Origin of the sequence: Aquabacterium sp. (assembly GCF_036279655.1) — a bacterium.
In the GTDB taxonomy this organism is placed as follows: domain Bacteria; phylum Pseudomonadota; class Gammaproteobacteria; order Burkholderiales; family Burkholderiaceae_C; genus Aquabacterium.
Map to the genome: position 1 here is coordinate 1 of NZ_DASUIT010000073.1, position 13,599 is coordinate 13,599.

Annotated in this window: 14 protein-coding genes and 1 pseudogene; 13 read left to right on the forward strand and 2 right to left on the reverse strand. The window is 62.7% G+C overall.

Annotation, left to right across the window (positions count from 1 at the left end):
* The 3 genes and pseudogenes from carB to VFW84_RS08855 form a co-directional block, all read left to right on the forward strand.
* Positions 1–730, forward strand: a pseudogene (gene carB, locus VFW84_RS08845) (carbamoyl phosphate synthase large subunit); the annotation flags it as partial.
* 126 nt (positions 731–856) lie between these two features.
* Positions 857–1,333, forward strand: coding sequence for a transcription elongation factor GreA (gene greA / locus VFW84_RS08850; RefSeq protein WP_329680090.1), 477 nt, complete (start codon positions 857–859; stop codon positions 1,331–1,333).
* A 13-nt stretch (positions 1,334–1,346) separates the two neighbouring features.
* Positions 1,347–1,811, forward strand: coding sequence for a DUF4149 domain-containing protein (locus tag VFW84_RS08855; protein WP_329680091.1), 465 nt, complete (start codon positions 1,347–1,349; stop codon positions 1,809–1,811).
* 70 nt (positions 1,812–1,881) lie between these two features.
* On the opposite strand, the gene VFW84_RS08860 is transcribed toward VFW84_RS08855, so the two are convergent.
* Complete coding sequence (locus tag VFW84_RS08860; RefSeq protein WP_329680092.1) at positions 1,882–2,346, reverse strand: YhbY family RNA-binding protein; 465 nt, start codon at positions 2,344–2,346, stop codon at positions 1,882–1,884.
* A gap of 18 nt (positions 2,347–2,364) precedes the next feature.
* Here VFW84_RS08860 and VFW84_RS08865 point away from each other — a divergent pair, with 18 nt between their 5' ends.
* The 4 genes from VFW84_RS08865 to glmM all read left to right on the forward strand — a co-directional run bounded on the left by VFW84_RS08865 (position 2,365) and on the right by glmM (position 7,467).
* Positions 2,365–3,039, forward strand: a complete 675-nt coding sequence (locus VFW84_RS08865; RefSeq protein ID WP_329680093.1) for an RlmE family RNA methyltransferase — start codon at positions 2,365–2,367, stop codon at positions 3,037–3,039.
* A 209-nt stretch (positions 3,040–3,248) separates the two neighbouring features.
* Positions 3,249–5,156, forward strand: coding sequence for an ATP-dependent zinc metalloprotease FtsH (gene ftsH / locus VFW84_RS08870; protein WP_329680094.1), 1,908 nt, complete (start codon positions 3,249–3,251; stop codon positions 5,154–5,156).
* Positions 5,157–5,221: 65 nt separating this feature from the next.
* Positions 5,222–6,052 carry a dihydropteroate synthase gene (folP, locus tag VFW84_RS08875; RefSeq protein WP_329680095.1) on the forward strand — a complete coding sequence of 277 codons (831 nt, stop codon included), beginning with the start codon at positions 5,222–5,224 and terminating at the stop codon, positions 6,050–6,052.
* 80 nt (positions 6,053–6,132) lie between these two features.
* Entirely contained in the window at positions 6,133–7,467 is a 1,335-nt protein-coding gene (gene glmM / locus VFW84_RS08880; protein WP_329680096.1) for a phosphoglucosamine mutase, read from the forward strand.
* 77 nt (positions 7,468–7,544) lie between these two features.
* Here the strand turns inward: glmM and VFW84_RS08885 are convergent, their stop codons facing one another.
* The gene (locus VFW84_RS08885; RefSeq protein WP_329680097.1) at positions 7,545–8,045 is read right to left on the reverse strand and encodes a fasciclin domain-containing protein; all 501 of its coding nucleotides are present in this window, start codon (positions 8,043–8,045) and stop codon (positions 7,545–7,547) included.
* A gap of 222 nt (positions 8,046–8,267) precedes the next feature.
* On the opposite strand from VFW84_RS08885, the gene pstS reads away from it, so the two are divergent.
* The 6 genes from pstS to phoB all read left to right on the forward strand — a co-directional run bounded on the left by pstS (position 8,268) and on the right by phoB (position 13,551).
* Complete coding sequence (gene pstS, locus VFW84_RS08890) at positions 8,268–9,302, forward strand: phosphate ABC transporter substrate-binding protein PstS (protein ID WP_329680098.1); 1,035 nt, start codon at positions 8,268–8,270, stop codon at positions 9,300–9,302.
* Between the two features lie 98 nt (positions 9,303–9,400).
* Positions 9,401–10,432 (forward strand): phosphate ABC transporter permease PstC, encoded by a 1,032-nt coding sequence (pstC, locus tag VFW84_RS08895; protein WP_329680099.1) that lies wholly within the window; start codon positions 9,401–9,403, stop codon positions 10,430–10,432.
* Positions 10,429–11,295 (forward strand): phosphate ABC transporter permease PstA, encoded by an 867-nt coding sequence (pstA, locus tag VFW84_RS08900; protein WP_329680100.1) that lies wholly within the window; start codon positions 10,429–10,431, stop codon positions 11,293–11,295. Before pstC ends, pstA begins: the two co-directional genes overlap by 4 nt.
* A gap of 34 nt (positions 11,296–11,329) precedes the next feature.
* On the forward strand, positions 11,330–12,115 hold the full coding sequence (pstB, locus tag VFW84_RS08905) for a phosphate ABC transporter ATP-binding protein PstB (protein WP_329680101.1): 786 nt from the start codon (positions 11,330–11,332) through the stop codon (positions 12,113–12,115).
* Between the two features lie 14 nt (positions 12,116–12,129).
* Positions 12,130–12,837: a phosphate signaling complex protein PhoU gene (gene phoU, locus VFW84_RS08910; RefSeq protein WP_329680102.1), complete on the forward strand. Its 708-nt coding sequence runs from the start codon at positions 12,130–12,132 to the stop codon at positions 12,835–12,837.
* A gap of 15 nt (positions 12,838–12,852) precedes the next feature.
* Positions 12,853–13,551, forward strand: a complete 699-nt coding sequence (gene phoB, locus VFW84_RS08915) for a phosphate regulon transcriptional regulator PhoB (RefSeq protein ID WP_329680103.1) — start codon at positions 12,853–12,855, stop codon at positions 13,549–13,551.
* The last annotated feature ends 48 nt before the right edge of the window (positions 13,552–13,599 follow it).

Genomic DNA, 13,599 nt, shown 5'->3' on the forward strand with positions numbered 1-13,599 from the left:
CTTTGTGCTGGAAGTGAACCCCCGCGCCTCGCGCACGGTGCCTTATGTGTCCAAGGCCACGGGGCAGCCCCTGGCCAAGATCGCGGCGCGCTGCATGGCCGGCCAGAAGCTGTCCTCGCAGACCTCGCCCGATGGCAAGGCCCCGCGTGAAGTCGTGCCGCCTTACTTCACCGTCAAGGAAGCCGTCTTCCCCTTCAACAAGTTCCCGGGTGTGGACCCTGTCCTCGGCCCTGAAATGCGTTCGACCGGTGAGGTCATGGGCGTGGGCGAAACCTTCGGTGAAGCCATGCTCAAGAGCCAGCTGGGTGCGGGCTCGCGCCTGCCGGCCAAGGGCACGGTGTGCATCTCGGTGAAGGATGGCGACAAGGCGCGTGCCGTGGCCGTCGCCCGTGATCTGGTGGCGCTGGGCTTCAGCGTGGTGGCCACCAAGGGCACGGCAGCAGCCATCGCGGCTGCGGGTGTGCCGGTCAAGCCGGTCAACAAGGTCAAGGACGGCCGCCCGCACATCTCGGACGCCATCAAGGCCGGCGAGATCCAGCTGGTGTTCACCACCGTGGATGAAACGCGCACGGCCATCGCCGACTCGCGCAGCATCCGCACGGCGGCCCTGGCCAACCGCGTGACCTACTACACCACCATGGCAGGCTGCGAAGCTGCCGTGGAAGCGATGAAGCACCAGGATGACCTGGTGGTCTACTCGCTGCAGGAGTTGCACGCCAAACTGCACTAAACTGTGCATTCAGCGGCAGGTGTGATCCACCTGCCGCACCCGATACAACACATGTGGGCCGCGCCCGGCAACCATCCTTTGGGTGGCTTTTGGGCAGCGGCTCATCTCTTTAGCGAGACAAGAATCATGTCGACCATCCCCATCACCAAGCGCGGCGCCGAGATGCTCAAGGAAGAGCTGCAGCGCCTCAAGCATGTCGAACGCCCCGCCGTGGTTCAGGCCATCGCCGAGGCCCGTGCCCAGGGTGACCTGTCGGAAAACGCCGAGTACGACGCCGCCAAGGACAAGCAAGGCTTCATCGAAGGCCGCATCAACGAGATCGAAAGCAAGCTGTCGGCGGCCCAGATCATCGATCCTTCGACGCTGGACGCGGGGGGGCGTGTGGTCTTTGGCGCCACGGTCGAGATGGAGATCGAGGCCACGGGTGATGTCGTGACCTACCAGATCGTGGGTGACGACGAGGCCGACCTCAAAGAAGGCAAGATCTCGATTGGCTCGCCCATTGCCCGGGCGCTGATCGGCAAGGAAGCCGGTGATGTGGCCACGGTGCAGGCGCCCGGTGGCGCTCGCAACTACGAGATCATCGAAGTCCGTTACGCCTGATGGCGGCATGCCCATGAGCAGACTGGTTCGCATCCAGGCCTGGCTGGCCGGCCTGTGGGGTGGCATGGTCGTGGGTGTGGGCGCCATTGCGGCGCCCAGCCTGTTCGCCGTGTTCGAGCGTCAGATGGCAGGGCAGGGCGCGGGGCGCATCTTTTCGGTGGAGGCCAAGGTCAGTCTGGCGCTGGCCATCGTCCTGTTCCTGAGCGAGCGGCGCCGTGTGCGCGATCTGGCCGAGCAACAAGGGCGCCGGGAGGTCATGACGGGCAACCTGATGCTGATCCTTGCGGCCCTGTTCCTGACGGTGTTCGGTCAATTTGGCTTACACCCCATGATCGAGGCGGCCAAAGCCGGTCAGCCCACGCCCTTGTCCTTTGGTGCACTGCATGGCATTTCGGCGGCGATGTTCTGGCTCAAGGGCCTGATGGTGCTGGTGCTGGCCTGGCGCCTCACAGCGACGACGGCACCCACCACGCCTTGAAAGCAAAAAAGCCGCAGGCGAGCACCTGTCGGAGGTGCACGCTGCGGCGAGAGTCGTGTGATCCGCGGAATCAGTCGGGCTTCTTGCTGGCCACGCGCTTCTTGGCTCGCTTGATGAGACCACCGGCGGTGACGCGCTCATTGCCCATGACCTTGATCTTCTTGATCTCGGGGCGGCGGGTGCCGCTTTTGGAGAACTTCAGAATCTTGACTTCACGGGGGCCCGCACCGCGGTCTTCCTTGGGTTCGGACGACTTTTCAGGCACCGGGCGCCAGATCACCAGCAGTTTGCCGATGTGCTGAATGGGCGCCGCGTCGAGCTGGTCGCACAGCTGGGCATACATCTCTTCACGGGCGGCACGGTCGTCGCCCAGAACACGGACCTTGATCAGGCCGTGGGCCTTCAGGGCCGAATCGGCTTCCTTGAGAACGGCAGGGGTGAGACCATCGCCGCCGATCATGACGACGGGGTCCAGGTGGTGCGCATCAGCCCTGAGGACTTTGCGCTCGGAAGTTGTTAGTTGAATCGCAGGCATGTGCGTATTATCCCTGTCATGAAAGTACAAAGCAAAAGCAAGAAGATCAATAAGGCGTGGTTGAACGAACACATCCACGATCCTTATGTGCGTCAGGCCCAGAAAGAAGGCTATCGATCCCGTGCCGCCTACAAGCTCAAGGAGATCGACGAGACCTTGCGCCTGATCCATCCCGGCCAGGTCGTGGTGGACCTCGGTGCCGTTCCGGGGGCATGGAGCCAGTATGTGCGTCGCAAGTTCGCCCCCAAGGACGCGGGCACGGGGGGGGCGGCTGTGGGGGCGCTCAATGGCACGATCATCGCGCTGGACCTGCTGGAATTCGAGCCGATTGAAGGGGTCACCTTCATCCAGGGGGATTTCCGCGAAGAGGCCGTGCTGGCCCAGTTGCAGGCAGCCGTGGGCGACCGTCAGGTGGATGTGGTCATCTCCGACATGGCGCCCAACCTCAGCGGCATCGATTCGTCTGACGCGGCGCGCATTTCCCATCTGGTGGAACTGGCGGTGGATTTCTGTCAGAACCACCTCAAACCCCAGGGTGCCTTGGTGTGCAAGGTCTTCCATGGCAGCGGCTACAGTCAGTTGGTGGAACTGTTTCGTGATTCGTTTCGTGTCGTGAAAGCCATCAAGCCCAAGGCGTCCCGTGACAAGTCGGCAGAGACCTTTCTGGTGGGCGTGGGCCTGAAAAACACGTGAAATTTGTCGCTTGCCGATGAATTTTCTTGATGAGGGTCTTTAACACCCCTGTTCATGGGCTTGAAATGTGATGCCCGGCCTGCGCAGGGGACTTGACTGTTCTAGAATGGCCCATACATACCGCGAAGGTACTCGTTTCACGTTGGAACGCGGCCTGGTGCAGCCGGTGGCAATGGATGTCGTCGGTGGTGGTTGATGAAGGAGCCGCGGTGAACAACAATCAATGGTTTTCCAAGATCGCTGTCTGGCTGGTGGTGGCACTCGTGCTGTTCACCGTGTTCAAGCAGTTCGATCGCTCGACATCGGGGGGAGCGCCAGTCGGCTACTCCGAGTTCCTGGAAGAGGTCCGCGCCCGGCGCATCAAGAGCGTGACGTTGCAGGAGGGCCCCAGCGGCACCGAGATCCTGGCCGTCACCACGGATGACAAGCGTGTGCGCAGCACCGCGACCCTGCTCGACCGTGGTCTGGTGGGCGATCTCATCAACAACGGCGTCAAGTTCGATGTCAAGGCACGCGAAGAGCCCTCGCTGCTGCTGGGCCTGCTGATGTCGTGGGGCCCCATGCTCCTGCTGATCGGGGTGTGGATCTACTTCATGCGCCAGATGCAGGGCGGCGGCAAGGGCGGTGCGTTCAGCTTCGGCAAGAGCCGAGCCCGCATGCTTGACGAATCCAACAACAACATCACCTTCGCCGACGTGGCGGGCTGTGATGAGGCCAAGGAAGAAGTCAAGGAACTGGTCGATTTCCTGCGTGATCCCCAGAAGTTCCAGAAGCTCGGCGGTCGCATTCCTCGTGGCGTGCTGATGGTCGGCCCTCCGGGCACCGGCAAGACCTTGCTGGCCAAGTCGATCGCCGGTGAAGCCAAGGTGCCCTTCTTCACCATCTCGGGTTCCGACTTCGTCGAAATGTTCGTGGGTGTGGGCGCGGCCCGCGTGCGCGACATGTTCGAGCAGGCCAAGAAGAACGCCCCCTGCATCATCTTCGTCGATGAAATCGACGCGGTCGGTCGTCACCGTGGTGCTGGCCTGGGTGGCGGCAATGACGAGCGCGAGCAGACCCTCAACCAGATGCTGGTCGAGATGGACGGCTTCGAGACCAACCTGGGCGTGATCGTGATCGCGGCCACCAACCGCCCCGACATCCTGGATCCGGCCCTGCTGCGTCCTGGTCGTTTCGACCGTCAGGTCTATGTCACCCTGCCTGATGTGCGTGGCCGCGAGCAGATCCTGAACGTGCACATCCGCAAGGTGCCCGTGGGTCAGGACGTGCGTGCCGACATTCTGGCGCGTGGCACGCCTGGTTTCTCCGGTGCCGACCTGGCCAATCTGGTCAACGAAGCCGCTCTGTTCGCTGCGCGCCGCAATGGCCGCGTGGTCGAGATGAACGACTTCGAGAAGGCCAAGGACAAGATCATGATGGGCCCCGAGCGCAAGTCCATGATCATGCCCGAGGAAGAGCGCAAGAACACGGCCTACCACGAGGCAGGCCATGCCCTGGTCGCCCGCCTGCTGCCCAAGACCGATCCTGTCCACAAGGTCACCATCATCCCGCGCGGCCGTGCGCTGGGGGTGACCATGCAGTTGCCCGAAGGTGACCGCTACAGCATGGACAAGACCCGCATGCTTGACACCATCTCGGTGCTGTTCGGCGGCCGGATTGCCGAAGAGGTCTTCATGAACCAGATGACCACGGGCGCGTCCAACGACTTTGAACGTGCCACGGCGATTGCCCGTGACATGGTCACCCGTTACGGCATGACGGACGAGCTGGGCCCCATGGTCTACGCGGACAATGAAGGTGAAGTCTTCCTGGGTCGCTCCATCACCAAGACCACCAACATGTCTGAAGAGACCATGCAGAAGGTGGACCAGCAGATCCGCAAGATCATTGACGAGCAGTACGCGATTGCGCGCAAGCTCATCGAGGATCATCAGGACAAGATGCATGCCATGGCCAAGGCCCTGCTCGAATGGGAAACCATCGACGCTGACCAGATCGAGGACATCATGCAAGGCCGCGAGCCCCGTCCTCCCAAGGACTGGACGCCTCCGACCAACCGTCCCAACGGTGGCAACAAGCCCCCGATGAGCACGGATGGTGCGCCGGCTGCCGTCTGATCCGTCCGTCTTTTGGACCACACCAAACGGGGCGCAAGCCCCGTTTTTCTTTGGAAGGTCAGACCATGTGGTGGCAAACCAGCCGTTACCGGATCGATCTGAGCGTGCCGCGTGTGATGGGCATCGTCAATGTCACGCCGGACTCGTTTTCCGATGGTGGGCGCTTCCATGAGCGGGCCACAGGCCTGGCGCATTGCGAGGCGCTGATCCGGGAGGGCGCTGACATCCTCGACATCGGCGGAGAATCCACCCGCCCAGGCGCTCCCACGCTGACGCCTCAGGACGAATGGGCCCGGTTGGAGCCCGTCTTGCGCGACGCAGTGACACTGGGGGTGCCCATCTCCGTGGACACCTGCAAGACCGAGGTCATGCAGCGCGCGCTGGATCTGGGCGTGGACATCATCAATGACGTCAAGGCGCTGGGCGCACCGGGCGCGGAGGATGTGGTGGCGTCCCATGCCGATTGCGGTGTGTGCCTGATGCACATGCAGGGCGAGCCGGCGACCATGCAATCCCAGGCGCGGTACCCCGATGTCGTGGCGTCCGTGGCCGACTTCCTGGCCGGGCGCGCGCAGCATCTGCTGGAGCGCGGGGTGCACGCCGAGCGCATCGTGCTGGATCCGGGCATCGGTTTTGCCAAGACGCCGGAGCACAATCTGGCCTTGCTCAGGCGTCAGGCTGAGCTGCTGGCGCTGGGCTACCCGGTGCTGATCGGCTGGTCACGCAAGTCGACCCTGGGCGTGATCACCGGCAAGCCCGTGGGCGAGCGTCTGGCGGCCAGCGTGTCAGCCGCGCTGGCGGGGGTGTCCCTGGGGGCCCATATCGTGCGGGTGCATGATGTGGCCGCCACGGTGGATGCCCTCAAGGTGTGGCGCGCTGTTTTCCATCCGGCTTGATCTGCGTCCCGGCGCCAGGCGTCGGGGCAGGGCGATAATCCGCCCTGGTTTTTCCTCCAAATACGAGCACTGAGAATCACATGAGCAGACGGTATTTCGGCACCGATGGCATTCGCGGCACGGTGGGGCAGTCTCCGATCACGCCGGACTTTGTCCTGCGTCTGGGTCATGCCGTGGGGCAGGTCCTGCGCCGCCAGGTGGGCGGGCGCCCGACCGTGCTGATCGGCAAGGACACCCGGGTGTCAGGCTACATGCTGGAATCGGCCCTGGAAGCGGGTTTTGCGTCGGCCGGAGTGGATGTGCTGCTGACGGGGCCTTTGCCGACGCCGGGCGTGGCCTATCTCACGCGGGCGCTGCGCCGCGACCTGGGGGTCGTGATCAGCGCATCGCACAACCCCTTTGCCGACAACGGCATCAAGTTTTTCTCTGCCCGCGGTGAAAAGCTGCCCGATGAGTGGGAGCTGGAGGTCGAAGCCGCCCTGGATCAGCCTCCGCAATGGGTGGATTCACGCCAGTTGGGCAAGGCCCGCCGTCTGGAAGATGCGCGCGGCCGCTACATCGAGTTCTGCAAGGGCAGCTTTGATCCCTTGCTATCGCTCAAGGGCCTCAAGATCGTGGTCGATGGCGCCAACGGTGCGGCCTATCACCTGGCCCCCGATGTGTTCCATGAACTGGGTGCGGAGGTGGTGTCCATCGGCTGCTCGCCCGATGGCTTCAACATCAACGACCAGGTGGGGGCCACGCATCCGGATGCTTTGTTGCGCGCGGTCAAGGCCAACCATGCCGACTACGGCATCGCCCTGGACGGCGATGCCGACCGCCTGCAGCTCGTGGATCGCCAGGGCCGCCTCTACAACGGCGACGAGCTGCTGTATGTGATGGTGGCCGATCGCCTGGCTCAGGGCCAGAGTGTGCCGGGTGCCGTCGGCACCTTGATGACCAATATGGCGGTTGAGCTGGCCATTCAGGCCCGAGGCGTGTCCTTTGTGCGTGCCAAGGTGGGGGACCGCTATGTCCTCGAAGAGCTGATCTGCCGCGGCTGGCAATTGGGGGGAGAGGGCTCGGGTCACCTGATCGCCCTGGACCGCCACACCACGGGTGACGGCATCGTCAGCGCCTTGCAGATCCTGCAGGCGGTGGTGCGCAGCGGCAAGACGCTGGCGCAGTGGCTGGAGGGTGTCACGCTCTATCCGCAGCGTCTGATCAATGTTCGCTTGCTGCCCGGGCAGGACTGGAAGTCCAGCACGCAGCTCAAGGAAGTGCAGGCCGCCGTCGAGCAGGAGCTGATCGGCCGTGGCCGGGTGCTGATCCGCGCCTCGGGGACCGAGCCGTTGTTGCGCCTGATGGTCGAGGCCCAGGACCAGGCGCTGGCGGACCGCTGTTGCGAGCGTCTGGCCGACGCCGTGCGCGGCTGATCATGATGCCCCGTGCAAGGAAAAAGCGCCCTGACCTGTGCAGATCGGGGCGCCTCGGGGTGCGATGACAGCGCGGATTATTTCTTGACGGCGGGCATCAGGACGCGATCGATTTCATGGATCACGCTGTTGCCAGCCTGGATGTCGGCCTTGATGACGAGGGCGTCTTCGACGGTGACGAAGTCGCCAGCCTTGGAGATGTTGAGCTTGCCGCCTTGCAGTGAGGTGGGTTGGGCGCTGCCATCGATGGCAGAGGCCTTCAGGTTGCCCGGCAGAACGTGGAAGCTCAGCACCGACTTCAGCAGCTCAGGGTCTTTCGACAGTTTGTCCATGGTGGCGGCCGGCACAGCCTTGAAGGCCTCATCCGTGGGGGCAAAGACGGTCACGTTGGGCGCCTCCAGGGCACTGCTCAGGCCGGCTTGTTGCACCAGGCGATAAAACGTCGACAGCTCGGACATCTGAGCGGCGGCCGACACCACCGTGGTGCCCGATTCGGCGGCTTGGGTCAGGGGGGCGCTGGCCAGCAGGCCCAAGGTGATGCAGGTGGCGGCAAAAGTGTGACGGATCGATGCGGTCATGGGTTCTCCTGAACAAAACACGTCGTCCGACCGGCACGGTGGACAACACAGTGCGCACCTTAGAGTTGTCACATGACAGATTCATGAACGAATCGTGACAGCACGGTCACGAGCCGTCGTGTGCCATGTGACAAACTGCTGGCCGTCTGTCATGAACCCGTCACAATCGCGCCTTACAGTCCGTTTCGTTCAATCCTGTCACATGATCCGAAAGGCGAACGAATGAAATTCAACATGATCCGTACTGCAGTGGCAGCCTCTCTGTCCCTGGTTGCTGGCACCGTGCTGGCTCAAGACGTGACCGGCGCGGGCGCCACGTTCCCGGCTCCTGTCTACTCGAAGTGGGCTGATGCCTACAACAAGGCCACTGGCGTTCGCATCAATTACCAGTCGGTCGGCTCCGGCGCCGGCATCAAGCAGATCAAGGCCAAGACGGTCGATTTCGGTGCCTCCGACATGCCGCTCAAGGATGAAGAGCTGAGCAAGGACGGCCTGATCCAGTTCCCCACCGTGATCGGTGGCGTGGTTCCCGTGGTCAATGTCAAGGGCATTGCTCCGGGCCAGCTCAAGCTGACCGGCGAAGTGCTGGGCAACATCTATCTGGGCAAGGTCAAGAAGTGGAACGATGCGTCCATCGTCGCCTTGAACCCCGGTCTGGCTCTGCCTGATGCGCCGATCGCACCCGTGCGCCGCGCCGACGGCTCGGGCACCAGCTTCCTGTTCACCAACTATCTCTCCAAGGTCAATGCCGAATGGAAGGCCAAGGTGGGTGAGGGCACGGCTGTGAACTGGCCTACGGGCGCGGGTGGCAAGGGCAACGAAGGCGTGTCGGCCTTCGTGCAGCGCCTGCCCAACTCGATCGGCTATGTCGAGTATGCCTACGCCAAGCAGAACAAGATGTCGCATGTGGCCATCAAGAATGCCGCAGGCAACTTCGTTCAGCCCGACGATGCCACCTTCAAGGCCGCGGCTGCCAGCGCCGAGTGGAGCAAGAGCTTCTACCAGGTGCTGACCAACCAGGCTGGCAAGGACGCCTGGCCTCTGACGGGCGCGACCTTCATCCTGATGCACAAGAATCAGGAAAAGCCGGCTCAAGGGGCTGCCACGTTGAAGTTCTTCGACTGGGCCTATGTGGGTGGCGACAAGACGGCCGCCGATCTCGAGTACGTGCCCTTGCCCGCATCGGTCAAGGACCTGGTGCGCAAGCAGTGGGCCGGTGTGGCAGGTGCCGATGGCAAGGCCATCGCCTACAAGTGATCGTGTTTTGAAGTAGATTGCCGGGGACTCCTGTGTGAGTCACCCGGCCTTGTCGATGATGAATGTTTCCGAGTCCACCGGTGTGGACGGAGGTTCCGATGAGTGCCATCTTGCCCACAGACGCCAGTCGTTCGGCGTCTCCAGTCGATCGAAGTCAAAGAACCTCCCCCATGAGCAACCCTCCGACCCGCCGCATGAACGCCCCCTGGGCTGATGCGGTGTTTGCCTTCCTGGCACGCGCCTCTGCGGTCCTGACCTTGTCCTTGCTGGCAGGCATCATCCTGTCATTGATCGTGGGCGCCTGGCCTGCGATCGAAAAATACGGCCTGAGCTTCCTCACGCGCACCGAATGGGACCCTGTGCAGGACAGCTACGGTGGCCTGGTGATGATCTATGGCACCTTGATGACCTCGTTCATCGCGCTGCTGATTGCCGTGCCCGTCAGTTTCGGCATCGCCATGTTCCTGACCGAGTTGTCGCCTTCCTGGCTCAAGCGCCCCCTGGGTATCGCCGTGGAACTGCTGGCTGCCGTGCCCTCCATCGTCTATGGCATGTGGGGCTTGCTGGTCTTCGGGCCCATTTTGGCCACCTATGTGCAGCAGCCCCTGCAGGAGTTGACCACCGATCTGCCTTATCTGGGCGCCTTGTTCTCGGGGCCGCCTGTGGGGATCGGCATTCTTTCGGCCGGCATCATCCTGGCCATCATGATCATCCCTTTCATCGCCTCGGTGATGCGTGATGTGTTCGAGGTGACGCCGCCCATGCTCAAGGAGTCGGCCTACGGACTGGGGTCGACCACCTGGGAGGTGGTCTCCAAGATCGTGCTGCCCTACACCAAGACCGGTGTGGTGGGCGGCATCATGCTGGGCCTGGGGCGTGCTCTGGGTGAGACCATGGCGGTGACCTTCGTCATCGGCAACATGAACCAGCTCAATTCGCTGTCGGTCTTCGAGGCCGCCAACAGCATCACCTCGGCCCTGGCCAACGAGTTTGCCGAGGCCGGTGAGGGCCTGCATCAGGCCTCGCTGATCTACCTGGGCCTGGTGCTGTTCTTCATCACCTTCGTGGTGCTGGCCTGCTCGAAAGTGCTGCTGGCCCGCCTGCAGAAATCCGAAGGAGCCCGCTCGTGAACCACACGCCTGCAGCACTTCAGGCATCACGCCTCAAGCATCACAAGGCACGCAAGCGTGTCAATGCCATCGCGCTGGCCCTGTCGCTGGCGGCCATGGCCTTTGGTCTGGTCTGGCTGATCTGGATCCTGATCGAAACCGTTCGTCTGGGGGTCGATGGCCTGGCCCTGGCCACCTTCACGGAAATGACGCCGCCCCCCATGGAGGCGGGTGGCTTGGCCAATGCCATCGTGGGCTCTCTGATGATGGTGGGTCTGGCCACGCTGATCGGCACCCCGGTGGGGGTGATGGCAGGCATCTATCTGGCCGAGTATGGTCAGCGCACCGTGCTGGGCAGCGTCACACGCTTCATCAATGACATCCTGTTGTCGGCACCGTCCATCGTGGTGGGTCTGTTCATCTACTCGGCGGTGGTCGCCCGGATGAAAACCTTCTCGGGCTTTGCCGGCGTGCTGGCGCTGGCCCTGATCGTGGTGCCCGTGGTGATCCGCACGACCGAGAACATGCTGGCGCTGGTCCCCCACGCACTGCGTGAGGCGGCCTATGCCCTGGGGACACCCAAGTGGCGTGTGATCGCCACGATCACCCTGAAGTCGGCGCGCGCAGGCGTGATCACCGGCATCCTGCTGGCCGTGGCCCGCATCTCGGGTGAGACCGCCCCCTTGCTGTTCACCGCCCTGTCCAATCAGTTCTGGACATCGGATCTGGGCCAACCCATGGCCAGCTTGCCCGTCACCATCTTCAAGTTCGCCATGAGCCCCTATGAGAACTGGCAGAAACTGGCCTGGGCGGGCGTGTTCCTGATCACCGTCGGTGTGCTGGGCCTGAACATCATCGCGCGCACCGTGTTCCGCCAGCGTTGAGCACACCTGCCCCTATTTGTTGAGAAAGACACCCATGGACGCCAAGGTTCATCAAACCACTCCGACGCAGGTCAAGCTGGCCGTGCGCAATCTGAACTTCTTCTACGGCAAGTTCCACGCGCTCAAGAACATCAACATGGAGTTGCCCGAGAACAAGGTCACCGCCTTCATCGGACCTTCGGGCTGCGGCAAGTCGACCTTGCTGCGCACCTTCAACCGCATGTTCGAGCTTTATCCCGAGCAGCGGGCTGAAGGGCAGATCCTGCTGGACGGCCAGGACATCCTCAAAAGCAAGGAAGATGTCTCCCTGATCCGCGCCAAGGTGGGCATGGTGTTCCAGAAGCCCACGCCCTTCCCGATGTCCATCTACGACAACATCGCCTTTGGCGTGCGTCTGTTCGAATCGCTCTCGCGTGCCGAGATGGATGAGCGTGTGGAGTGGGCCCTGAAGAAGGCGGCGCTCTGGAACGAGGTCAAGGACAAGCTCAACCAGAGCGGATCGGGCCTGTCGGGTGGTCAGCAGCAGCGTCTGTGCATTGCCCGTGGCATCGCAATCAAGCCGGAGGTGCTCCTGCTGGATGAGCCCTGCTCGGCGCTGGACCCCATCTCCACGGGCAAGATCGAGGAGTTGATCCATGAGCTCAAGAACGACTACACCGTGCTGATCGTGACCCACAACATGCAGCAGGCTGCTCGCTGCTCCGACTTCACGGCTTACATGTACCTGGGTGACCTGGTGGAGTTCGGTCCCACGACCGACCTGTTCATGAAGCCCAGCAAAAAAGAGACAGAAGACTACATCACGGGCCGCTTCGGCTGATCGGAGAGACAGACATGACAGAAAAACACTTGTCGAGCCAGTTTGACATGGAGCTCAGCGGCATCTCGACCCGCGTGCTCGAAATGGGTGGCCTGGTTGAATCCCAGGTGGCTCAGGCCATCTATGCCTTGACCAATTACGGTGGCGATGTGGCCACCCAGGTGCTGGACACCGAGGCCCGTGTCAATCAGATGGAAATGGACATCGATGCCGACCTGTCGACCATCATCGCGCGTCGTCAACCCACGGCGCGCGACCTGCGTCTGCTGATTGCGATCTCCAAGACCATCGGCAACCTGGAGCGTGTGGGTGACGAAGCTGCCCGCATCGCGCGCACCGTGCAGCGCCTGATCAACAGTGGCGTGTCCAGCCGCCTGCGCTTGCCTGTCAGCGATGTGTCCTTCGAGGCCTCGCTGGCCACGGCGTCCTTGCGCAAGGCACTGGACGCCTTCGCGCGGCTGGATGTCACCGTGGCCCTGGAAGTGATCAAGAACGACAACGAGATCGATGCCGAGTTCGATGGCCTGATGCGCAAGCTGATCACCTACATGATGGAAGATCCGCGCACCATTTCGGCTTCGATCGATCTGGTCTTTGTGGCCAAGGCCATCGAGCGCGTGGGTGACCATGCCAAGAACCTGGCCGAGCAGGTCATCTACATCGTCAAGGGAACGGACGTGCGTCACAACTCGCCCGAAGCCGTGGCGGACATCATCAAGTAAGCAAAAGGGCACAACATGAGCCGAGTGCTGGTGGTGGAAGACGAAGCTGCGATCGCTGAACTGATCGCCCTGAACTTGCGTCATGCCGGTTTCGAAGTGGTGGTGGCAGGCCATGCCGATGCCGCGCAGGCCGAGCTGGATCAGGTGCTGCCCGATTTGGTGCTGCTGGACTGGATGATGCCTGGCACCTCGGGCGTGGCCCTGGCCAAGCGCTGGCGCAGTCAGACGCGCACGCGGGATCTGCCCGTGATCATGCTCACGGCGCGGGCAGAAGAGGCCGACAAGGTGGCCGGTCTGGATGCTGGTGCCGATGATTACCTCACCAAGCCCTTCTCCACGCAGGAGTTGCTGGCGCGGGTGCGGGCCCTGTTGCGCCGCAAGGCCCCTCAGGCCCTGGACACGGCGGTGGACATCGCTGGCTTGCGGCTGGACCCTTCGACCCGTCGGGTGGCCTGCGGCGACCAGGAGGTCAAGGTGGGGCCAACCGAGTTCAAGTTGCTGCACTTCTTCATGACCCACCCGGAGCGTGTTCACAGCCGTGCGCAGTTGCTGGACCGCGTCTGGGGAGACCATGTCTTCATCGAGGAACGCACGGTGGATGTGCACGTCAAGCGTCTGCGCGAGGCTCTGTCGCCCGTGCAGCGCGCACAGATGATCGAAACGGTTCGTGGGGCAGGTTATCGCCTGACCCAGCAACTGACAACGGCGGCCTGATCCACCTTTCCTCAAGGTTCCTGTGGAATTAAGCAACACCTGGTTGTG

Coding starts and splice junctions, on each gene's coding strand:
- greA (WP_329680090.1), top strand. CDS start 857: ATGTCGACCATCCCCATCACCAAGCGCGGCGCCGAGATGCTCAAGGAA.
- VFW84_RS08855 (WP_329680091.1), top strand. CDS start 1,347: ATGAGCAGACTGGTTCGCATCCAGGCCTGGCTGGCCGGCCTGTGGGGT.
- VFW84_RS08860 (WP_329680092.1), bottom strand. CDS start 2,346: ATGCCTGCGATTCAACTAACAACTTCCGAGCGCAAAGTCCTCAGGGCT.
- VFW84_RS08865 (WP_329680093.1), top strand. CDS start 2,365: ATGAAAGTACAAAGCAAAAGCAAGAAGATCAATAAGGCGTGGTTGAAC.
- folP (WP_329680095.1), top strand. CDS start 5,222: ATGTGGTGGCAAACCAGCCGTTACCGGATCGATCTGAGCGTGCCGCGT.
- glmM (WP_329680096.1), top strand. CDS start 6,133: ATGAGCAGACGGTATTTCGGCACCGATGGCATTCGCGGCACGGTGGGG.
- VFW84_RS08885 (WP_329680097.1), bottom strand. CDS start 8,045: ATGACCGCATCGATCCGTCACACTTTTGCCGCCACCTGCATCACCTTG.
- pstS (WP_329680098.1), top strand. CDS start 8,268: ATGAAATTCAACATGATCCGTACTGCAGTGGCAGCCTCTCTGTCCCTG.
- pstC (WP_329680099.1), top strand. CDS start 9,401: ATGAGTGCCATCTTGCCCACAGACGCCAGTCGTTCGGCGTCTCCAGTC.
- pstB (WP_329680101.1), top strand. CDS start 11,330: ATGGACGCCAAGGTTCATCAAACCACTCCGACGCAGGTCAAGCTGGCC.
- phoU (WP_329680102.1), top strand. CDS start 12,130: ATGACAGAAAAACACTTGTCGAGCCAGTTTGACATGGAGCTCAGCGGC.
- phoB (WP_329680103.1), top strand. CDS start 12,853: ATGAGCCGAGTGCTGGTGGTGGAAGACGAAGCTGCGATCGCTGAACTG.